This is a genomic window from Xanthomonas phaseoli pv. dieffenbachiae (assembly GCF_008639345.1).
Lineage (GTDB): Bacteria > Pseudomonadota > Gammaproteobacteria > Xanthomonadales > Xanthomonadaceae > Xanthomonas > Xanthomonas phaseoli.
The window spans coordinates 1,197,960-1,219,428 of the sequence record NZ_CP041380.1; the positions used below are offsets into that span (position 1 = coordinate 1,197,960).

13 protein-coding genes and 1 pseudogene are annotated in these 21,469 nt (G+C 65.5%); 9 read left to right on the forward strand and 5 right to left on the reverse strand.

All coding sequences use genetic code 11. From position 1 onward, the window contains the following. Window positions 1-214 precede the first annotated feature (214 nt). On the forward strand, window positions 215-2,743 hold the full coding sequence (locus FLG15_RS05610) for an excinuclease ABC subunit UvrA (protein WP_150145656.1): 2,529 nt from the start codon (window positions 215-217) through the stop codon (window positions 2,741-2,743). Window positions 2,744-3,428: 685 nt separating this feature from the next. Further along, a complete protein-coding gene (locus tag FLG15_RS05615; RefSeq protein WP_150147571.1) occupies window positions 3,429-9,434 on the forward strand; it encodes a coiled-coil domain-containing protein in 6,006 nt (2,001 codons plus the stop codon). A 1,092-nt stretch (window positions 9,435-10,526) separates the two neighbouring features. Here the strand turns inward: FLG15_RS05615 and FLG15_RS05620 are convergent. From FLG15_RS05620 to FLG15_RS05630, 3 genes are read right to left on the reverse strand one after another with little or no spacing between them, the layout of a single operon-like run. Beyond that, window positions 10,527-12,824: a xanthine dehydrogenase family protein molybdopterin-binding subunit gene (locus FLG15_RS05620; RefSeq protein ID WP_057678213.1), complete on the reverse strand. Its 2,298-nt coding sequence runs from the start codon at window positions 12,822-12,824 to the stop codon at window positions 10,527-10,529. Then, entirely contained in the window at window positions 12,821-13,909 is a 1,089-nt protein-coding gene (locus FLG15_RS05625) for an FAD binding domain-containing protein (protein ID WP_057678214.1), read from the reverse strand. The genes FLG15_RS05620 and FLG15_RS05625 overlap by 4 nt, the downstream gene beginning before the upstream one ends. Beyond that, window positions 13,882-14,460 (reverse strand): (2Fe-2S)-binding protein, encoded by a 579-nt coding sequence (locus FLG15_RS05630; protein WP_057678215.1) that lies wholly within the window; start codon window positions 14,458-14,460, stop codon window positions 13,882-13,884. The genes FLG15_RS05625 and FLG15_RS05630 overlap by 28 nt, the downstream gene beginning before the upstream one ends. Window positions 14,461-14,757: 297 nt before the next feature. Here FLG15_RS05630 and FLG15_RS05635 point away from each other — a divergent pair, with 297 nt between their 5' ends. The 4 genes and pseudogenes from FLG15_RS05635 (at window position 14,758) to FLG15_RS05650 (ending at window position 17,749) form a co-directional block, all read left to right on the forward strand. Next, the gene (locus tag FLG15_RS05635) at window positions 14,758-16,089 is read left to right on the forward strand and encodes a DUF763 domain-containing protein (RefSeq protein WP_057678216.1); all 1,332 of its coding nucleotides are present in this window, start codon (window positions 14,758-14,760) and stop codon (window positions 16,087-16,089) included. Beyond that, complete coding sequence (locus FLG15_RS05640) at window positions 16,086-16,679, forward strand: GIY-YIG nuclease family protein (RefSeq protein ID WP_057678217.1); 594 nt, start codon at window positions 16,086-16,088, stop codon at window positions 16,677-16,679. Before FLG15_RS05635 ends, FLG15_RS05640 begins: the two co-directional genes overlap by 4 nt. 62 nt (window positions 16,680-16,741) lie before the next feature. Continuing rightward, window positions 16,742-17,080: pseudogene (locus tag FLG15_RS05645) on the forward strand (cupin domain-containing protein); the annotation flags it as partial. Window positions 17,081-17,245: 165 nt separating this feature from the next. Then, entirely contained in the window at window positions 17,246-17,749 is a 504-nt protein-coding gene (locus tag FLG15_RS05650) for a DUF6496 domain-containing protein (RefSeq protein ID WP_057678218.1), read from the forward strand. 108 nt (window positions 17,750-17,857) lie between these two features. Here FLG15_RS05650 and FLG15_RS05655 read toward each other — a convergent pair whose 3' ends face one another. Together FLG15_RS05655 and FLG15_RS05660 are read right to left on the reverse strand one after the other, a co-directional pair. After that, a complete protein-coding gene (locus tag FLG15_RS05655) occupies window positions 17,858-18,283 on the reverse strand; it encodes a type II toxin-antitoxin system death-on-curing family toxin (RefSeq protein ID WP_057678224.1) in 426 nt (141 codons plus the stop codon). Between the two features lie 8 nt (window positions 18,284-18,291). Beyond that, the gene (locus FLG15_RS05660) at window positions 18,292-18,513 is read right to left on the reverse strand and encodes an AbrB/MazE/SpoVT family DNA-binding domain-containing protein (protein WP_003490241.1); all 222 of its coding nucleotides are present in this window, start codon (window positions 18,511-18,513) and stop codon (window positions 18,292-18,294) included. Between the two features lie 150 nt (window positions 18,514-18,663). Between FLG15_RS05660 and lexA the strand changes: the two genes are divergently transcribed. The 3 genes from lexA to FLG15_RS05675 are packed head-to-tail and all read left to right on the forward strand — an operon-like array spanning window position 18,664 to window position 21,352. Further along, on the forward strand, window positions 18,664-19,269 hold the full coding sequence (gene lexA / locus FLG15_RS05665) for a transcriptional repressor LexA (RefSeq protein ID WP_150145658.1): 606 nt from the start codon (window positions 18,664-18,666) through the stop codon (window positions 19,267-19,269). A gap of 1 nt (window position 19,270) precedes the next feature. Further along, window positions 19,271-19,924 (forward strand): translesion DNA synthesis-associated protein ImuA, encoded by a 654-nt coding sequence (imuA, locus tag FLG15_RS05670; RefSeq protein ID WP_209227340.1) that lies wholly within the window; start codon window positions 19,271-19,273, stop codon window positions 19,922-19,924. Window positions 19,925-19,933: 9 nt separating this feature from the next. Further along, entirely contained in the window at window positions 19,934-21,352 is a 1,419-nt protein-coding gene (locus FLG15_RS05675) for a Y-family DNA polymerase (RefSeq protein ID WP_057678221.1), read from the forward strand. Window positions 21,353-21,469 lie beyond the last annotated feature (117 nt).

Below are 21,469 nucleotides of genomic sequence, written 5' to 3' on the forward strand. Positions count from 1 at the left end.
CACGCCAGGCAGCGGCAGCGACCACACAAGATGTGACTGCTACGCGCTGTCCACATCCATCTGACGAATGCGCCCCCGTGCCTCGTTGGCCACTGCATGCCATCTGCAGCGCCTGGCACCTCAGGTGTTGCCTGCGCTCGATCAGCATCGCTGACACCGGCTGCATGCCGCGCACGCTAGGCTGGCGTCTTGTCGATCTCTGGTTTCGGTAGTCATGTCAAACGCGACGTCTTCCACTGGCCTGGTGCGCGTGCGCGTGCGCGGCGCGCGCGAGCACAACCTCAAGAACGTGGATGTGGACATCCCCCGCGATGCGCTGGTGGTGTTTACCGGCATTTCCGGCTCGGGCAAGTCGTCGTTGGCGTTCGGCACCATTTTTGCCGAGGCGCAGCGGCGCTATCTGGATTCGATCTCGCCGTATGCGCGGCGGCTGATCGACCAGGTCGGTGTGCCGGAGGTGGATTCCATCGATGGCCTGCCACCGGCGGTGGCCCTGCAGCAGGCGCGCGGCGCGCCCAGCGCACGCTCGTCGGTGGGCAGCGTCACCACCATCTCCAACTCGTTGCGCATGCTGTATTCGCGTGCCGGCCAGTACCCGCCGGGGCAGGAGATCATCTACGCCGACGGTTTTTCGCCGAACACGCCCGCGGGAGCATGCCCGACCTGCCACGGCCTGGGGCGCATCTATGACGCCACCGAAGCGACCATGGTGCCGGACCGAAGCCTGAGCATTCGCGAGCGCGCGGTCGCCGCCTGGCCGGGCGCATGGCATGGGCAGAACCAACGCGACATCCTCACCACGCTGGGCCATGACGTGGATGTGCCATGGCACACGCTGCCGAAGAAGACCCGCGACTGGATCCTGTTTAGCGACGAACAGCCGGTGGTGCCGGTCTATGCCGGTTACAACTTGGCCGAGGTCAAGCGCGCACTCAAGCGCAAGGAAGAGCCCAGCTACATGGGCACCTTCACCAGTGCGCGGCGTTATGTGCTGCACACCTTCGCCACCACGCAAAGCGCGCAGATGAAAAAGCGCGTGGCGCAGTATTTGCTCAGCACGCAATGCCCGCAGTGCGACGGCAAGCGCCTGCGCCGCGAGGCCTTGTCGGTCACCTTTGCCGGGCTGGATATCGGGGAGCTGTCGCGGCGCCCGCTGGACGAGGTGGCCGAGCTGCTGCGCCCCGCCGCCGAAGCCACGCCCTCCAACAGTACGCGCAAGGGTGCGCGCCAGCATCCGGAACAGGTGATCGCCGCGCAACGCATCGCCGCGGATCTGCGCGCGCGCATTGCCGTCGTACAGGCGCTGGGTCTGGGCTATCTCAGCCTGGAGCGCAGCACGCCGACCTTGTCGCCGGGCGAGTTGCAACGGCTGCGGCTGGCCACGCAGATCCGCTCGCAGTTGTTCGGCGTGGTGTACGTGATGGACGAACCATCGGCCGGCTTGCATCCCGCCGATGCGCAGGCGCTGCTGGGTGCGTTGGATCAACTCAAGGCGGCCGGAAACTCGGTCTTCGTGGTCGAACACGAAGTGGACGTGATCCGCCATGCAGACTGGATCGTGGATGTCGGCCCGGCAGCCGGCGTGCAGGGCGGGCAGGTGCTCTACAGCGGCCCGCCCGCAGGATTGGAGCAGGTGCAGGCCTCGTCCACGCGGCGCTATCTGTTCGGCGCACCGCCGCAGGTGCATCGCCATGCGCGCGTGGCAAGCGCTTGGCTGCAGCTGCGCGGCATCACCCGCAACAACGTCCGTGCGCTGGATGTGGACCTGCCGTTGGGTGTCTTCACCACCGTGACCGGTGTGTCCGGCTCGGGCAAATCGTCGTTGGTGAGCCAGGCGCTGGTGGAACTGCTGGCCGCCCATCTGGGGCAGGCGCAGGCAGAGGACGAAGACGCCTTGGATCCGCTGGAGCGCGGCACGCAGGTGCCGTTGGGCGGTGCGATTGTCGCCGGGTTGGATCAGGTGCGCCGGCTGGTGCGCGTGGATCAAAAGCCCATCGGCCGCACCCCGCGCTCCAATCTGGCCACCTACACCGGCCTGTTCGACCCGGTGCGCAAGCTGTTTGCGGCCACGTCGGCCGCACGCCGGCGCCGTTATGACCCGGGGCAATTCTCCTTCAACGTCGCCAAGGGCCGCTGTGCCACCTGCGAGGGCGAAGGCTCGGTGTACGTGGAATTGCTGTTCATGCCCAGCGTCTACGCACCGTGCCCCACCTGCCACGGCGCACGCTATAACGCCAAGACGTTGGAGATTGCGCTACGCGGTCGCAACATCGCGCAGGTGCTGGAAATGACGGTGGATCAGGCAGCCGGTTTCTTCGCCGACGATGCCAGCGTGCTGCGCCCGTTGCAGGTGTTGCGCGAAGTGGGGCTGGGCTATCTGCGTCTTGGTCAGCCGGCCACCGAGCTATCCGGTGGCGAAGCGCAGCGCATCAAGCTGGCGACCGAGCTGCAACGCGCGCAGCGACGCGACACCGTCTACGTGCTGGACGAGCCGACCACCGGCCTGCATCCGTCCGACGTGGATACCTTGATGGGCCAACTGCAAGGGCTGGTCGACGCAGGCAACACGGTGATCGTGGTCGAACACGATATGCGCGTGGCCGCCAGCAGCGACTGGGTGCTGGAGATGGGGCCGGGCGCGGGTGACGCTGGCGGCAACGTGGTTGTCGCAGGCACGCCGGCTGCGGTAGCTCAATATGTCAAGAGCCGAACAGCTGCATTTCTTGCGCCGTTGATCGTTTAGGCGACGCACGTCGCAACTGATCGATACGGTCGGAATTTCAGTGCGCCACGTTTCGCCATCGCGCGCGGCGCTTCGCATTCGACATTCCGCGCGATGCTCAGCGCACTACTTTAGGGGGTGAGCAGCGGGACGTTGAATGCCCGACGTGTCCGCAGCGATACATTCTGACGGATGTCATTTCTTCTGGGAGGCAGGACGATATGCGCTTAATCACAGCAAGGCAACAGCGTCACGCTCGGGGCGTGAGCGTGTTCAATTGCGTGCACACCCTGAGTTTGCCAGCGCCCGCGTGAGCTCGCGTTTCTGGCGGGCTCGCCGTCTGGCCTGAACTGGCAATGCGTCGGTGCGCCAAGTGAGGGCCTGGGCGTTGCCCGCGCCCATCGAGTGTTTCCGATCAAGCCGAATGGATTGCCTACGCATGCTCCGCGCACTGTCAGGCATCCGTGGGCCTGTCTTGATCGGGAATGCACATCTGCGGTACTTCACGCCGTGTGAGGCGTCGCCCTGCAGACGTCGCGCCGAGCATCCCATTTTTTTGGATAGTTCGATGACCACATCACACTCCATCGCTTCCTCAAGTGCGTCTCGGTCGCTGCCGGCACCAGATTCGGTAGACACGTCGGTGCCGACCACAGTCTCACCGCGGCCGCCTTTCCCTGAGTCTCCGGCGCATGCGCCGGGCGCCTTGCCGGTAAGGCGACGCGCATCCAGCACCTCAACCACCGCGGTCCGCCTGCGCAGTTCCCCGTCGCAGCACGGCCGACGTGCCAGCGTGCAGCTCGACGGCGCCTCCGCGTCGGATCGCGAGGTCGCTCGCATAATTGACGCTTGTCTTGCGCGTCGGCCGGCGATCCAGAGCGAATCGGCGCTAGGCGGCGGTGGACGTCTGCTGCGCTATGTGGCCGACCCCAAGGATCCGCGGATGCCACGCAACGAGGCGTTCTTCACCACAACGCCAGGTTTACTGATCGCAGGGTTGACCGTGCATCCGGACGTCGAACGCCGCACCGGCACGGCGCCGACCGCCGACCAGATCGCCAGCCAGCTTGCCGAGCCGCCGATTGGTCTGCTGACCGGTATCTGGCAGGCGACCGATGGTCAGTGTTTCACCTGTCGTGCTAACCAGCTGCATCGCGCCGATGCGCGTGGGCGCTGGGTACCGGTTCCGCTGCCCGCCGCGTGCGGTGCAGCTGCCGATATCCGCATGCTCGGCCTGCAGGCCGATGGCGCTGTGTATCTGCAGGCGGGTGCTCACTGCTGGCGCGCCGGCAGTGAGCAGATATCCGTCAGCGTCGACGATCTACCGGACGGCGCCGTGCTTCGTTTCGATGCCGATGGCAGGCCATGCCTGCTGCATGATGGCCTGTTCCGGCGTTGCGATGAGGATATGCCCGACCGGATGGTGGAGTTGTTGCGTCCGGTGCCTGGCGGCCCAGCCTTCGAGCCGACGCCTGCGGTGCCGGTCGATGTGCTGCCGCTGCCGCATCCTGACGCCGGCACCGCGTTGATGCTCGATGACAAGGGGCGCGTGTATGAGGCGGATCTGCGCGGAACCGGGCCGATCGCTGCACGGCGCCTGACCTTGCCGGATCGGCCGGAGCGCTCACAGGGATGGGCGGTCACGTCCATCGGGCTTGCCACCGACAACGGTGTGCATCTTGTGCTGGAAGACAGAACCGGGCACCGCATCGCGTTGCAACGGCCGGCAGGACAAGCGAGATTCCAGCCGGCGTTCATGCTCGACCGTCCGCTTCTGCTGATGCGCAGCGAAGGGCTGCAGCTGCCCGCCGATGAGGCGATACAGTCGCCGGTGGTGCTGGATGGACATGCCCGGCTGGGGCATTTGGACGGGGTGCTGCACTACTCGCCCGCGCCAGACCAGCCATGGGAGCGGCTAAAGCTTGCCGATGGCGCTCCACTCACCGGCGTTGTCTCGTTGCATACCGGAGCGCGTGGCTTCGTCGACCGTCGGCCAGTGTTTGCGTTGCTGGCTTCGCCGCCGCAACTGGTCGACATCACGCTTCCCGGGCGGACCACCTGGCTGGCGGCCGATGCGGTGCCCACCACGCCTTCCGGTGGGCCGCTCATCGTGGTGCCGGATGTAGTGGAGGTGCGCTGCAAGCCAATCGCCCATTTCGACGAAGAGCTTGTCCAGGCGGCAGTGCATGCAGATCGCAGCGCGGTAGTGATGACGGCGTCGGGAACGTTGCTCAAGGTGGATGCGGAAGGCAACCGCGGCAGCATCCCCCCGCTGCAACGCCCGCTGGCAATCGCGGTCGGGTTGGACGATGTGCTGTATGCGTTAGACCACCCTCACCAAGGGCCTGTGCAGCTATACCGGCTTGCAGAACACGGGCAGTGGGATGCGGTGCAGATCACCTTGCCAAAGACGCTACCGCCACCGCGTGGGCTGCGCAGTACGCGTACCGGGCGACTCCAGGTGCAGTTGGGCGCGCGCTGGCACGCCGTGTTGCCAGCAATGACGGCTGCAGATGGCACCCTCCTGGCGGCACGCGTTGCCGCGTCTCCGTCACTCGAGGAAGTCGCCGCTGCCAGTACCCAGTCCGGTACCAATGCCCACATAAACCAGCAGCAGGCAAGTCGGATCAGTACGCCCGACCACGACGCGGCGATCAGCACGACCTTGCTGGGCACCACGTCCACCGATCCGTTAAGTTTGAGCTCGAATGTGCAGGTCCTGGTCGAGAGTGGTCGCGCTCAGGCCACCGCGCTCGCGCAAGTGATGACAGACATAGTCGGAGGTGCTGTGCGCACGCTGGCCGGATGGACCGGCGTGACACAGCCACCCACACCGCAGCAACAGCGACTTGCCGGCGTCCGCCAGGAGGCGATGCAGGCCCAGTCGCTTGCGCTGGAACTGTTCGAGAGTTTGCCTGTCCTGGCCGAGGTGCGTATTGCCGCTGCGGCGTCTGAGCGCCAACCGGTTGATGGGCTTTCGGCTGAACAGAATGCGCGCCTGGTGGCCTTGCGCGAAACGGCCTTGACCGGGCTGTTGCGCGATCTGCGCAAGATCGGATTCCGCGATGGCGCGCTGGCCGCCGATTTTTCCATGGCGGACGGGGCCTCCATCCAGCGGACAAGTTCGACTCCCAGCTATCGCGTCGCCGAACTTTGGCGGCGGGCGCGTTCTGCGGTCACTCGCGCTGTGGTGCAGAAGGATGATGACCTGATGCCCTCATTTGACCGTTGCATCGCTGCGCTGGCCGGTGGCGCAGCGCTACATCCGCAGGCACTGAGCGACATCGAGCATGCGCTGCTTGCCGAGTTGCGTGAGGTCGTCCATCGACTCAAGACCGCCAAGGTCGCTTTGCCGGCCCAGAAGGAGCAAGCCGCCAACGCAGCCGATGCGCCCAATGCGCTGCGCAGCGCCTGCCTGCTCGCAGGCTTGGTTGAGTACGACGCGCTGCTGGGCGTTCACGACGCGCAGGCGCTGGAGGCAGCCGACGCCAGGCGGCAGCAGTCCGGGTTGCATGCGCTGGCCAAGCTGGGGCTGTCGTCCTGGCGCGAACTGGAGGCATTCGATGACGTGGTGTCGACCTTTCGGCAAGAGGTCACTACTCCCGGCAGCGCCCGCCAGCTGCAGCTGCTCAAGAGTCTTGGTCTGCCGCAGGGGAGCGCCCCAGATGAAATGGCATCGCGCATGATCGATGTGCTGCAGGACCTGTTCAATCGCAGCACCTTCTTCTCGACTCGGGTGCGCTCGGCCGAGCTGCGCGGCTCGCTGGGGTCGGTGCAATGGATGCATGTAAATCCGATCAATGTCGGTATGGGAGGGGAGGCCATCCACGCGCTGGGCGTCGAGCGCATCGGCGATTCGAAGGACGGCGACGCGGGCTTGGTGGCCTTCTTCGTGCGCCACGCAAAAGCGACCGCGTCCGCAACCGCAGGCCTGAGCATTGATCTTGAACCGGGCCCGGGGACCGGCGGACATGTGTATGTGGACGCCCCGGGGCAAACAGTGTCTGCAACCTGGGGCGGCGCGGCCAATCTAGGCGTGGGGGGGACCTATCAACATGGCGTGGGCGCGGCAGTCATCCTGTCGCCGGACACCATCCCCGAATTTGCCAGACTGTTGTTCGACCGGTACGCCGGCGATACCACCTGCCTGTTACGTGCAGGTGTGAATGATGGGGCGATCGGCCTGGATCTGTTTGAAACCAACATCAACGCGTCGCTCAACGTCAACCTGGCTGTGAATCCCCTGGCAGTCAGGCATCCCTTCGGCGCGAAACAGCCCACCGCACAGGGCGCAGCCACCGGCAGTCCGCGCAGCGCGATTACGGTGTCGGTGCCGGTCGGCATGACGGCGCAGATCGGGGTGCAATGGAGCCAGATGGAATTGCATCTGGACCACGCCTGGCAAGACATCATCGGCCTGGAATTCCAGGGTCGCATCGGCATTAATGCCGAGGTCAATGCCGGCATCAATTCAGGTGGCACATTGACTTCGGTACTTGGACGCAATTTCAAACGGCTGGTCAATGCCGTCACCGGTGCCGGCACGCTGCAGCTGGCCGGTGTGCGAGTGGCGTCTAGCGACGTGCAGTTGCCAACCAACGCAATACTGGACGATACGCGCACCGGCCCGTTATTGGGCACTGCCAGCTACAAGCGCACCCTGGATACGAATGCCGCGCAGCCGGTGACGCGGCATCGATGGGACACGTTGCGCGCACGGCTCACGGCCGTTTTTCCAGAAAGCAGCGCCGAACTGAGCGCGATGGAGTATCCGTCCACGCCGGAAGAGCGCAGTGTCGTGCTGCGCAAGGCGCTCGAACGTATCCAGGGTCCCGACGCGCTGGCCATCGAAGCTGGCGCGGCACTCGGCGGAGCAGCCCTGGCGCGACAGCGGACGCTCGCCGCGCAAGCGACTAGTGCCGCGGCGGCATCGCTGTGGAAAGGCGGTACGGCGGCCGAGCGCGCGGCAGTGGTCGACATGCTGCATCAGCTGCGGCAGGAGGACGCTGCAGCCATCCAGCAGCGGGCGCGCGTGATTCCCGGCGCCCGCGTAGAGATCAACATGTTCGGACGCGAATCGCTCGACGCGGTAATCAGTCATGCCATCGGCCACTGCGCGCTGGGCGAGAAGATGCGCGACGTTGCCGAGATACGACGCAAGATTCCCGGGCTGGATGAGGCGTTGCGCAGATTCAAGGACATCCCGTATGTCAATCAGGTTCGTTTCGTGTTTGAGATGCGGCCGCAGGCGATGGTGGCGATCAACGACGCCCTAGCCGCCAGGCAGCATGCGCAGTCAGCAGCTGCACTGGGATTGCCGGTGTCCAGCGACGGGATGTCCTGGCAGGACGTTCTGGTTGCCGCGCAGCAATCGCCGGATCTGTACCGGCTTGCGGCCATCGCCGTTCACAATACCGACGAAAATCCGGTCACCAGTCGTGTCGGTCTGCCGCTGCTCAATGTGGTGTCGACGGCGGTCGCCTCGCACCAGTTGTTCGAGGCGGAGATTCAGTTCCGTTACGGGTTGTACGACCGCATCGAAGGGGCGGAAGTCCTCGAAGCCGGTGCGCGTGCGCTGCGCCGCCCCCTGGACCGTCTGCAGCAGGCCGGCGTGCAGGCGCTTGGGCAACCTCAGCGTGCGCAAGTGCCGCAACCGGGCAGGGTCTCCCCGCGGGCCGAGCGCCCAGGGTTACAGGAGGCGCGCGAGCTTGCATTTGAACGGCATCTGCAGACGGGCACGCCGCCGGAGGGTCCTCATCTACGCGCGTTGACGCGCGAATTGGCACGCCTGGAAGAACAAACGCTTGGAGTTGATGCGCAGCGCCGCAACTGCGCTGCGCTGATGGAGGCAGTGGGGCTCGCACAGGCCAAGGCAGGCGAACGCATCGACCGCTTGTTGGCCAGACTTGCGCCAACAGGCCAGGACATCACCGAAGCGGCGATCGCGCCGTGGAGCTTGCGCCAAGCGCTTGCGTCGTTGCACGCCTGCAGGGAGGTGGTGACACAGGCCGAGCATGCGCTTGACCAGGCGCACGGTCGCCTAAATCACCTGATGGCCGGGCGCAGCGCAATGGAGGAGATTGCGGTAGCTCAGCATGCGTTCGAATTACTGCGGCAGGCTGCACAAAGTGAGTCGTCACTGATTGCAGCGATCGACTACCTTCTGCGCCAGACTGCAGAGGCGTATGACGCGCAAGAGGCGCAACTGCAGGACCTGGACGACAGGTTGAACGACCTGTTGCAGCGTCTGGCGGATCTGCAGCGCGTGTCTGAGCTAGAGCGTCAGTCTATCGAACATGCCGAGCGCGATGCCGACATCCGACGCCAAGCGCTGCGGGTATTGCGCATGCATGCCACGAGCACCGATGCGTTGGCGAACGACACCGCCAGCGAGGATGAGGCAGTGCGGGTACTCGAAGAGGCGCAAACGAAACTGAGCAGGGTCCAGCAGCAATCGGCAGAGACACGCGATCGCATCGTTGCGCTGATGTCGTTAGCGCACGGCGTGCGCGCCAGGCTGGCTGAAGAATCAGATGCGTTAGGCGACATCGATGCACAGACACGTGCAGCACGGCAAACCATGACACGTGCGCACGACCTCGGTGAAAAGGCGCGGGCTGCCATGCTGGCGATGTTGGGCGCACCCTTCGGCGACGATGCCGCGCCAGCGGCCGATGCCGGCGATGACATCACCCTGGCCGATGAGCAATGAGCCTGATGCGCCGGGCACGCTTGAATGCCGTCCTGACCGCGCAGGCGTACGCGCGATGCGCGGGCGCGCTGCATGACAGGAGGGCGCGAGACCGGCGGCGGGGCGCTGCGGGTTGGAGCGTCAACCAGGCGCGTGTAGCCGAGGATGATCGCGACGTAGCGATTATATAGATAGACCGTACCGATGGCCTGCGCAGCACGCTGGTCATCGCAGTGTGCATCAGCGCAGCTGTTCAAAACTGGCCGACACAACCGGTAGCGTCGGGCGGCCGTGTCACCCACATATCGAACAGCTCCCGCTCCAAGGTCGGCGGTGTGGCCGGAGTAGCTCAGCGGCTCACCGGGCGCCAGCAGCGCCAGGTCGGCACGGCGCCCGGCTGCTACCTGGGGTCTGCAGCGCTCGGATAGCGGGTGGGCGCAGGTGCAGCGCTCCGCGGCCTGCGGCAGGCCGAGGTTTGTCATTCGGTGGCGTTCTTCGCCACTGGTCGCGCAACAGACCTGATAAGTGGCCGAAACCGCGTGCGCAACACAAAGGACCTGCAGACCGAACTACGGCATCAGTTCGATACACGGGTGGTGGAAGCCGTAGCGGCGGTGGTCGATTCGGAAAACGGCACTGGTCAGCAATTGCGGCGCGCATGCGCCCGAAGCATTGGATGCGCTTTACCGGCAGCTGGAAGACACCCTGGTGCAGCTGTTGCGCCTGCATGTGTGCAGGGGCCGCGGAATGTCGGCCGACGATTCGACCAAATCCTGCGCTTGCGACCAACCGGCCTGAAAGCGTCGGCCAACAACGAGTTGGTCTTGAGGCGGCTGTTGCCTGCCAGATCACCATAGCTGTGGTCACGGTGCGCATAGGTGCTAGCGAGACATCAGGCAAGAAGAAGTCCGCGCGACGCTGATGCGGCGACTGGCATGTACTGCACCGCTCACACTCGACGCTGCACCGCTCCGATAACACGATGGGCCCAGTGCACCGAATGCATTGGGCCCATCGTCGTGACCCATGAGAGCAGCGGCAACGTGGCTGCGTTTTCGTAACCCGTCTTATCGCTGCGCCATGCATTCATACAGGCGCAACGTGCCACGCAGGTCAGTCCGCCATCACCTTGTCCGGTGTCATCGGTGTGCTGCGGATGCGCTTGCCGGTCGCGTGGAAGATGGCGTTGCAGATTGCCGCAGAAACGCCGACCAGGCCGATTTCGCCAACGCCTTTCGCCCCCAGGCTGCTGACGACACGGTCGTCTTCGTCCGCGAAGATCACGTCGATGTCGTGGATGTCGGCGTTGGCGGAGACGTGATACAGCGCCAGGTCGTGATTCATGAAGCGGCCGAAGCGATGGTCCGATTGGGTGTGCTCGTGCAGCGCCTGGCCAATGCCCCAAACCACGCCACCCACGATCTGGCTGCGTGCGGTGATCGGATTGAGGATGCGCCCGGCGGCAACGGCGCTGACCACGCGGGTGACCCGCACCGTGCCCAGTTCTTCGTCCACCCGCACCTCCACAAAAACGGCGCCGTGCGTGGCACGGGTGTATTTGCGTTGCTTGAGTACGTTCGGCAGCAGCAGGAACTTATCTTCGATCTGTTCCAGCCCTGCAGTGCGCAGCAGGTCGGTCAAGGCGATGGCGCTGCCGGCATCGGCCCGCAATGCCAGCTTGCCGTCGGCAAAGACCACATCGTCAGGCTTGGCTTTTGCGAAGCGCGATTCGGGCAGCGCCTGTGCCAGCCGTAGTAACCGGCCACGCAGCTTGCCGCACACGCCATCCACCGCCGAGCCCACCGTGGTGACGTGCGAGGAGCCGCCTTCGATCGGCGCGACCGGCAAGGTGGAGTCGCCAAGTTGAAACGTCACCCGCTCCAATGGCAGGCCCAGCGCTTCGGCAGCGATCATCGCCATCACCGTGTAGGTGCCGGTGCCGATATCGCTGGCCGCGCTGCTGACCACCAAACGGCCGTCGGCATGCAGCGCCGCATGTGCGCGCGCGAACATCTGCATCGCATCCCATTGCCCGGTGGCCATGCCCCAGCCCACCCACTCGCTGCCTTCCTTGCGCGCGCGTGGTTGCAGGGGTCGTTGCGCCCAACCGAAGCGCTCTGCCCCTTGCTCGTAACACTGGCGCAGCGCCTTGGTGGAGTAGGGCTTGTCGTCGGCCGGATTGACCTCGGCGTAATTCTTCAGGCGCAGTGCCAACGGATCGATGCCGACCTCATAGGCCAACTCGTCCATCGCCACTTCCAGCGCATGCACACCGTGCGCGGCGCCGGGTGCACGCATGTCGATCGGGCTGTATTGGTCCAGGCTCACCAGCTTGTAGCCCAGGTGCACGTTGTCGCAGGCATACAACTGCCCGCTCCAGTTGACCACCACCTCCACGTAGTCTTCGATGCGCGAGGTTTCGGCGATGGCTTCATGCCAGACCGAGCGCAAGGTGCCATCGCGGTCTGCGCCGAGCTTGAGCCGCTGCAGCGTTTCCGGGCGGTGGCCGAAGGTGAACATCTGTTGCCGCGTCAGCACCACACGGACCGAGCGATCCAGCAGGATCGACGCCATCACCGCCAGCGGCAGTTGATACTGCGGGCGCAGCCCCGAGCCGAACGCGCCCCCCACATATGGGTTGCGCACGGTCACCTTGCGCTTGCTCAGCCCAAACACATGCGACACATACCAACGGCTGTTCTGCGAGCCCTGGGTTTTGTCGTAAATGGTGAAGTGGCCGTCGGCATCGCGGATCACGGTGGACGCGAACAACTCCATCGGGTTGTGGTGCTCGACGCCCCTGTAGTAGTCGGCCTGTACCTGGCAGGCGGCATTGTCGAAGGCGCTCTGTGGATCGCCCTTGTCCTTGGGCGGCGGCGAAAATCCGGCCTTCAGCGGCCTGGGCGTGTGCGCACGGTCCAGGTTGGTCATCAGGTTGGTGTCGTGCGGGTCCTGCAGCAGCTCCACTTCCACCAGGTGCGCGGCATGGCGCGCCGCTTCGAAGGTCTCGGCGACCACCAGCGCGATGGGCTGGCCGCTGTACAGGATCTTGTTGTCGTACAACGGACGGAAGGGCGAACCGGCCGGCGCCGTCATGTCCTTGTAGAACAGGTCCATGCCGCGCATGTGCGGGCGGTTTTCGTGGGTGACGATCTCCAGCACGCCGGGAACTGCGCGTGCCGCATCCAGATGGAAGGCAACGATTTCACCCTTGGCAATGCTGCTGTTGACCACCACGCCATAGGCCAGGTCTGGCACCGGCCATTCGGCGGCATAACGCGCCTGGCCGGTCACCTTTGCGCGTCCGTCGATGCGCGTGACGCCGGTGCCGGTGGGGCGGTAGCCGGTGCCATTGTCGGCAACCGGTGGGGTCAGCTCGCTGTCGGACAGGTCGGTGCTACGTGCGTTCATGGCGATTCCTCCAGCGCACCGGTGCGCCCGCGGTTGTCGATGGTGCCTTCGCGCGCAACGCTCAATGCGAGCACGATGGCGCGGCGTGCCAGCGGCAGCTTGAAGGCGTTTTCGCCCTGCGGTTGCGTACCCTGCAGCAGCGCATCGGCCAGACGGCCGAAGGTGTCGGCATTGGCCGGCTGGCCAACCAGCTGTGCCTCTGCCTCGGCATTGCGCCAGGGTTTGTGCGCCACGCCGCCTAGTGCCACACGCACCTGGCGAATGCTGCCGTCCTCGGCCAGATCCAGGGCCGCTGCCACCGACACCAGCGCGAACGCATAGGAGAGGCGCTCGCGGATCTTGAGGTAGGCACTGTGCGCGACAAAGCGCTGCGCATCGGGCAGGTCGATATGCACGATCAGTTCGTCCGGCGCCAAGGTGCTATCCAGTTCCGGGTGATCGCCAGGCAGGCGGTGGAACTGCGCGAATGGAATATCGCGCTCGCCTTTGGCGCCCTGCACATGCACCACGGCATCCAGCGCCGCCAATGCCACGCACATGTCCGATGGGTGCGTGGCGATGCAATGCGCGCTGGTGCCGAGAATGGCGTTGTATTTGGTCAGCCCGCCAATGGCCGAGCAGCCGGTGCCCGGATCGCGTTTGTTGCAGGGGGTGGCATGGTCGTAGAAATACATGCAGCGCGTGCGCTGCAGCAGGTTGCCGCCATTGCTGGCCATGTTGCGAATCTGCGGCGAGGCGCCGGCTAGAATCGCCGCGCTCAACAACGGGTACCGCGTCTCCACCTCTGGGTGATACGCGGTGTCGGCATTGCGTGCCAGCGCGCCCAGGCGCAGGCCGCCGTCGGGCTGGGTGCTGATGCTGTCCAGCGGCAGCCGATTGATGTCCACCAGGCTGCTGGGGCGCATCAGCTGCAGTTTCATCAGGTCGGTCAGATTGGTGCCGCCGGCGATGAAGCGTACCGGTGCCTCGGAGGGCACCGGCTGCGCGTCGCCGCTGCGCGCTGCCATAGCGCCGAGTGCGGCATCGACGGTGTCCGGGCGTGTGTAGGTGAGCGGAATCATGCCGGCACCGTCCCGGGCGTCCACGGAGTGGCCGCGCTGTCGCTGCTGTCGCTGGGCTTGCCCATCACTTCCATCACGGCATCGGTGATCTGCGGATAGGCACCGCAACGGCAGATATTGCCGCTCATCAGTTCACGCACCTGATCGCGATCGTGCGCTTTGCCTTCGTTGATCAGGCCCACCGCCGAGCACAGCTGCCCAGGGGTGCAGTACCCGCACTGAAATGCGTCGTTGGCGATGAAGGCGCGTTGCAGCGGATGCAGTGCATCGCCATCGGCCAGCCCTTCGACGGTGGTGATGTCGGCACCGTCCTGCATGACGGCCAGGGTCAGGCAGCTGTTGATGCGGCGGCCATCGACCAGCACCGTGCAAGCGCCGCACTGGCCGTGGTCGCAACCCTTCTTGGTGCCGGTGAGGTCGAGGCGGTCGCGCAGCAGGTCGAGCAGGCTCACCCAGGCTTCGAGTTGCAAGTGATAAGGCTGACCGTTGATGCGCAGGTTGACCGGGTAGGTCGGCGCACTGGTGGTGGCAGTGGCCGGCGCCGTGTCATGGGAAGTGGCGGGTGTGGCAGTCATGCGAACCCCGTGGCGATGGCTGAGGAGAAGGACCACCACCTTGACGGCGCTGTGGTCAACGCAAAGTGACCACGGCTGCGATTGGCACCGATGCGGCGCGGCGTACGCGCATTCAGGAGCGGCGTCGTGACCGCTGCACGCTCGCGCCTGCATGGCGCGCGTGCGCAGGCGGGCATCGCGTGGAGTGCCACATGCTGCGCTGAATTCGTCAGCTTCCCGCGCGCGTCAATGCGGCGGTGTCCCAGCTGTTGCGACGTGCCGCCGTTATCCTGGCGGCATGAAGACGAGGTGGCAGCAATGAGCCGGCGTGGTGGCAGTGCGGATCTTCCCTTGCATGGAGGTCGCGTTCCGCGGTGGTTGGGTGAGCGGATGACACGGCTTGGCGCAGTGATGTGCGAGGCGATCGTGCACAGCTATGGGCGCGATGAATTGTTGCGGCGGCTTGCGCACCCGTTCTGGTTTCAGTCGTTCGGTGCGGTCATGGGCATGGACTGGCACTCGTCCGGCATTACCACCAGCGTGATCGGCGCACTCAAGCGCGGGTTGACGCCGCTGGCCGGCGAACTGGGCATTCATGTGTGTGGCGGGCGCGGCCGGCATTCGCGCGCCACGCCGTCCGAATTGTTGGCAGTGGGCGATGCGGTCGGGCTGGACGGCGCCGCGTTGGCGCAGGCCAGCCGCCTGGTCGCCAAGGTGGACAGCGCTGCCGTGCAGGACGGCTTCGATCTGTACCTGCATGGCTTCATCGTCAGCGACGATGGCCGCTGGGTGGTGGTGCAACAAGGCATGCACGGGCAGCGCAAGCAGGCGCGCCGGTATCACTGGCTCTCCGAAGGACTGAGCAGCTTTGTGGATGCGCCGCATGCGGCCATCGATGGCGCGCATCAAGGCAATATCGTCAATCTCGCCGACCACCGCGCCGCTGCCTCGCGCGATGCGCAGTTGGAGCTGCTGCGCAGCACAGCGCCGGACCGGCTGGCCCGCCAATGGCAACGGATTGCGGATGTGGAGGCGCCTGGCGCGGCGCTTGCGGCGCAAGGTCCGCTCACCGGCGATCTATTCGCCGGGCACGCCTGGGGCCCGGCACAACAACCGCATCTGTGCATGCCCGACCATCATGACGTGCGCAGCGAAAACGTGATCACACGACGGCTGCACGCCAGCCTGGCCGCCGCCGCCGAAGCCGGGCCGCGCGATTTCACCGCGTTGCTGCAGGTGCCCGGCGTGGGAGCGCGCACGTTGCGCTCGCTGGCGATGGTGGCCGAGGTGATGCATGGCACGCCATGCCGTTTCAGCGACCCGGCACGCTTTTCGCTTGCGCATGGCGGTAAGGACCGGCAACCGTTCCCGGTGCCCACACGCGTGCTCGATCACACCATCGGCGTACTCAAGCAGGCGATGCAGCAGGCCAAGCTGGGCAACGACGAACGCTTGCAGGCGATTGCGCGGCTGGATGCACAGGCGCGTCGGCTCGAAGCCAGTGCACAAGGGCCGACGGTGGAAAACTACATCGCGCAGGAACGTCGCGAGTCGCATCGCTATGGCGGGCGCAGCGTGTTCGGCTGGGAACCGGCGCCGGAGGATGCGCACACGGCGCAGCCGACCCAAGCGCATGCAGGTCGCCGATGAGCGTGCGCGCACGTGGCAGCATGCCGGTGGCCATCGATGGACGTTGCTTCACCTATGTGTTCCCCTGCCAATGGGAAGACCATTGCAAGATCGGTTTTTCGCGTGATCCGCTGGGGCGCATCGGTAGCCTGCATCCGCGCTGGTTCGATTTTTTCGATCTGGAGCACGGGCTGCTGGTGGAAACCGAACGCGAGCGCGATGCGCGCGATCTCGAACTGCAACTGCGGCGCCCGCTGCTTGTCCACAACGCACCGGCACCGATGGCGATCCGCGCAGTGGCCGGTGGGCATACCGAATGGTTTCGGGGCGTGGGCGATGCATTGCAAGGTGCAGTCGCGCAACTGCAGCAGGGCGGGTACCGCGTGTTCGTGTTGCGCGATTGGCTGCAGGCGGCGATGGCCCAGCGTATCGATCGGCTCTACGACTGGGCTGCGGTGCAGTTGAGTGCGGACGAACTGGATGGCTTGGTCGGTCCTACGCCAGCACAACGTGCGCTGCGCGATGTACTCGATGGCTATCGCGCATTGGATTTTTCCATGCAGCAACATCTGCCCGAACACATTTGGGTTTGGTATTGCCGCAACCGCTGAGCATGTTGCCAGCATGTTGACGTGCGGGGCCTGAGCATCGCCTCAACCCTGAGGAGTGGCTTATGCAGATTGCACAACTGACATTGACCGACGCATTCAAGGTGCTGTTTTCGGTGCGCCAGGTGCAAGCCGCCGAAATGGTGATTGCACCGGGCCAGGGCGAAGGCGGGCCCGGCAATCGCCACCGTGGTGCCGATCAATGGCTGTACGTGGTGGAAGGCACCGGCGAGGCAGTGATCGAGGGGCAGACCCATGCACTGCAGGCCGGTAGCCTGATCGCCATCGAGCGCGGTGAAACCCACGCGATTCGCAATACGGGGAATACACCGCTGAAGACGGTCAATTTCTATCACCCGCCTGCCTACGATGCCCAAGGCGAACCCTTGCCAGCCGGTGAGGCATTTGATCGCTGGCGGTGGTGCCTGTCGTTGCGTGGATCGGTCACTGCGCATGCAGGACTTGGTAAGGCGGCAGGCATGCTTCAACGCCAGGTGATCACCACGCCCACTGCGCATTGACGCCATGCTTGTTACATCGAATTGCCATCCACCAACAGGGGAAGTGCCATGCCACAGGCCAAGACACGCCGCGCTGCTGCCAAGGACAAGCGCGAAGGAAAATCGGCCAGCACCCAGGCCGGTGAATATGTCAAAGAAGAAATCGACCAGGTGCGCGACGGCGCGCATGGTGTGAAAAGCACCAAGCAGGCCATTGCGATCGGCTTATCCAAGGCGCGCCGCGATGGCGTGGATGTTGCCCCGCGCAGTTCCGCGTCCAAGGCCACCAAGAAAAAAGCCGCGCAGGACAAGGCCGCGGCAACCTCCAAAAAGCCGGTGTCGCCTACGCGCTCGGCCGGTGCCAAGAAAGCCCTCAAGACCGCCAGCAAGGACACGACCGCCAAGAAGACGGTAGGCAAACAGGCATTGTCCAAACAGACCACGCGTGCCGCGAAAAAGCGCACGGCCAGCGACCGTTCGACGGCAGCAAAGAAGGCGGCAAAGACCAAGGGTCCGGCCGTACGCAAGGCCGCCGCGAAGAAAGCGGCAGCGACGCGCAAGCGTGCCGAATAAGGGGGCATGCGTTAGACAGCGACGTCGATGCTGACCGAGTTGCGACGTTTAGATCCGCTACTTGCGCACTCATGTGCCAATACTGGCGCGTTGCTGCCCAGGGTTGCTTCAGCCGTAATGACCTTGCGGTTCGTGCACATGCGTGTCTGCACGCAACCGCACGCGCGGCCGTAGCCACTGGGCGAATGCCGCTTCGCTCCACCCGCCATTGGCCAGCCCCATCATGGCAACGTATTTTTCTTCCTGCGAGGCGATGAGCTCGGCACCGTTGAGCAGCAAGAAGACCCGGTAGCACACATGGGCAGTCCGTTTGTTGCCATCCACGAACGGGTGATTGCGCGCGAGCCCATACGCCAGGCTGGCCGTCAGCTCCACCAGATCGGGCGCAGGGTCGCCATACGAAAACAGTTGTTGCGGGCGTGCAAGTGCCGAATCCAGTAGCGCTTCGTCGCGCACTCCGCTTGCACCCCCGTGTTCGCTCAATTGGCGTTCGTGGATGGCCAATGCAAGCGCATGCGTGATCCAGATCAGCATGCGCGTGTTCACTTGGCCAGCTTGTTCAGCACTTGGCGATCCTCACGCATCACCTGCTCGGCCACATCCATCTGCGCGGCCAACGTCGGGTCGAATGCGGTCAGCTTGATGCCGTCGGGCGTTTCCAGTGCATAGAGTTCGTCGCCCTTTCCAAGCCGCAGGCGGGCCAGCAGTTCCTTGGGCAGGATGACGCCGGCGGAATTGCCGATGGCGGTGATCTTGAGTTTCATGGCGGCACTCTCACGTTGGTACGAAAGTTATAACCCTGTCGTTGGCCGGTCGCAAGCGGCGTGCTGAAGCGGCTCAGCAAGGCAGTCTCGCCTGCTGCGATCGATGGGTGTACAAATGTACACCTTGTCTCCTGCTGCTGCCGCGCCCCGATGCCATCGCTTTCCCCCCAACGTGCCGCCGTGCTGGCGTTCCTACAGGAGCAGGCCCACGCAGGCGTCTCGCCCAGCCTGGCCGAGATCGCGCAGGCCTTCGGGTTTGCCTCGCGCAATGCCGCGCAAAAGCACGTGCAGGCGCTGGCCGACGCCGGTTTGATCGAGCTGCTGCCCAATCAGAAACGTGGCATCCGCATGCCGGGTGGCGCCGGTCGCGATGCATTGCTGGCCTTGCCGGTGCTGGGGCGGGTGGCCGCGGGCCTGCCGATCGGTGCGGATATCGGCCTGGAGCGTCAGCTCTGGCTGGACCGCGCGCTGTTCTCGCTGCGCCCGGATTACCTGCTGAAAGTGCAGGGCGATTCGATGATCGATGACGGCATCCTGGATGGCGACCTGGTGGGCGTCCACCGCAGCAACGAGGCGCGCGACGGGCAGATCGTGGTGGCGCGGGTGGATGGCGAAATCACCATCAAGCGCCTGGAGCGCGGCGCCGAACGGATCCGCCTGCTGCCGCGCAATCGTGCGCATGCGCCGATCGTGGTGGCGGCCGATGCCGACTTCGCGATCGAAGGGCTGTACTGCGGCCTGATCCGGCAGGGCTGAGATGAGCCAGGAGCCGGCGCGCATCAGACAGGACGGCAATGCGGCCGTGGCACTGCCGCTGGACGCCCTGCTGGCTGCGCGCACCGTCTGGCGTGCAGGCCAGGGCACGGCCACCGCCAATGGCGGTGAATCCACCGGGCATGCGGCGTTGGATGCGTTGCTGCCCGATGGCGGCTGGCCGCGGCGTGCGTTGACCGAGTTGCTGTTGCCTGCGCATGGCATCGGCGAAATCGCCTTGTTGCTGCCCACGCTGGCACGCATGACCGCCAGCAGCAGCCGGGTGGTGCTGGTCGCACCGCCGTTCATTCCTTACGCGCCGGCCTGGCAGGCAGGCGGGGTGGTGCTGGAGCATCTGGAAGTGGTGCAGGCCGAGCCGCGCGACGCGTTATGGGCGTTCGAACAATGCTTGCGCAGCGGTGCATGCGCTGCGGTACTGGGCTGGCCGCAGACTGGCGATGCGCGTGCGCTGCGCCGGGTGCAGGTGGCGGCCGATAGCGGCAATTGCTGCGCGTTCGCACTGCGCGACCGCCGTCATGCGGTGAATGCATCGCCAGCGGCCTTGCGGCTGGAATTCCTGCCCGAGCGCGATGCCTGGCAGGTGCGCAAATGCCGCGGCGGGCAGGTGCCGTCGCAGCCGTTGCGGCTGGCGCATTGAGCCGCGCGCATGTTGTGGGCCTGCATCTTGCTGCCGCAGCTGGCGCTGGACGCCGTCCTTCGGCGTCTGGAAGAGCCACAGGCGCCACTGGCGCTGGTGGAAGGCCCGGCGCAGCTGCGCAGCCTGCATTCGGTCAATGCTGCCGCTGGCGCAGCTGGGTTGAAGGCCGGCATGCGGCTATCGGCGGCGCATGCCTTGATGACCCAGGTGCGCACCATCGATTACGACGCGCAAAACGAAGCGCGCACGCAGCGCTTTCTTGCGGCCTGGGCGTATCGGCATAGTTCGCTGGTCAGCCAGCAGTGGTCGCGCGCCATCGTGCTGGAAGCCGGTGCCAGCTTTCGCCTGTTCGGTCCCTGGCCACGCTTCGAGCGCCGCCTGCGCGATGAGCTGCAGGCATTGGGCTTCCAGCACCGGCTTGCGCTGGCGCCCACGCCGCGTGCCGCGCGCGTGCTGGCCGGCCTGCGCGACGGCATGGTGGTGACGCAATTGCCGGCCCTGCACAGCACGCTCGACAAGGTGCCTGTGCGCCGTGCTGCATTGCCCGACGATGCCGGCGAGCGCCTGCAGCACATGGGCGTGCGCACGCTCGCGGCGGTGCGCGGCCTGCCGCGCGACGGGTTGCGCCGGCGGTTTGGTGCGGGCCTGCTCGATCATCTGGATCGCCTCTACGGGCAGGTCGACGACCCACTGGAGTGCTACGCGCCGCCAGACCACTTCGACCATCGCGTGGAGCTGGGCTATGAGGTGGAAACGCATCCGGCGCTGCTGTTTCCGTTGCGCCGGCTGATCGGCGACCTGTGCATGTATCTGTCCATTCGCGATGGCGGCGTGCAGCGGTTTTTGCTGCGCCTGGAGCACGAAGAAGGCGCCACCGATGTCGAGATCGGCCTGCTCACACCGGAGCGCGCGCCGACCTTGCTGTTCGAGCTGGCCCGCAACCGGCTGGAGCGTGTGGAGATTCCACGGCCGGTGGTGGCGATGCGCTTGCTGGCACGGCAACTACCACCGTTCGTGCCGGCCATGCGCGACCTGTTCGATCAGCGCGCGCAACAATCGGTGGAGTGGCCGCAACTGCGCGAGCGCCTGCGTGCACGGCTTGGCGATGACGCGGTCTATCGTGTGTTGCCGGCCGACGACCCGCGCCCGGAGCGCGCGTGGCGTCGCGCCATCGGCGATGCGGTGCGCGAAGCCGCTGCGCCGCCGCGTCCGCCGCGCCCCACCTGGTTGCTGCCGCAGCCGGTGCCGCTGCACGACCCGCACCTGCGCATCGTGTCCGGCCCGGAACGGCTGGAAAGCGGTTGGTGGGACGACGATGAAGCCCGTCGCGATTACTACGTGGTGGAGACTGCGCGCGGCCGGCGTGGCTGGGCCTTTGCCGCACCTGGCCGGGTAGATGGCTGGATGCTGCATGGGTGGTTTGCGTGAGCGCGCGCATGTTCGCGCGGTATCGGAGCAGGTACCGACTGTCTGGTGGTTGCGGCTGGGGCGCGCGTGGCCGATGCCAGGGCTGCAGGCAAGACGCAGCAGCATCTTCAATGGCGC

Excerpts from the sequence above, each read along its gene's own strand:
- FLG15_RS05655 (WP_057678224.1), bottom strand. The coding sequence starts at position 18,283 with ATGCTGATCTGGATCACGCATGCGCTTGCATTGGCCATCCACGAACGC.
- lexA (WP_150145658.1), top strand. The coding sequence starts at position 18,664 with ATGCCATCGCTTTCCCCCCAACGTGCCGCCGTGCTGGCGTTCCTACAG.
- FLG15_RS05620 (WP_057678213.1), bottom strand. The coding sequence starts at position 12,824 with ATGAACGCACGTAGCACCGACCTGTCCGACAGCGAGCTGACCCCACCG.
- FLG15_RS05650 (WP_057678218.1), top strand. The coding sequence starts at position 17,246 with ATGCCACAGGCCAAGACACGCCGCGCTGCTGCCAAGGACAAGCGCGAA.
- FLG15_RS05630 (WP_057678215.1), bottom strand. The coding sequence starts at position 14,460 with ATGACTGCCACACCCGCCACTTCCCATGACACGGCGCCGGCCACTGCC.
- FLG15_RS05675 (WP_057678221.1), top strand. The coding sequence starts at position 19,934 with ATGTTGTGGGCCTGCATCTTGCTGCCGCAGCTGGCGCTGGACGCCGTC.
- FLG15_RS05610 (WP_150145656.1), top strand. The coding sequence starts at position 215 with ATGTCAAACGCGACGTCTTCCACTGGCCTGGTGCGCGTGCGCGTGCGC.
- FLG15_RS05660 (WP_003490241.1), bottom strand. The coding sequence starts at position 18,513 with ATGAAACTCAAGATCACCGCCATCGGCAATTCCGCCGGCGTCATCCTG.
- FLG15_RS05635 (WP_057678216.1), top strand. The coding sequence starts at position 14,758 with ATGAGCCGGCGTGGTGGCAGTGCGGATCTTCCCTTGCATGGAGGTCGC.
- imuA (WP_209227340.1), top strand. The coding sequence starts at position 19,271 with ATGAGCCAGGAGCCGGCGCGCATCAGACAGGACGGCAATGCGGCCGTG.
- FLG15_RS05640 (WP_057678217.1), top strand. The coding sequence starts at position 16,086 with ATGAGCGTGCGCGCACGTGGCAGCATGCCGGTGGCCATCGATGGACGT.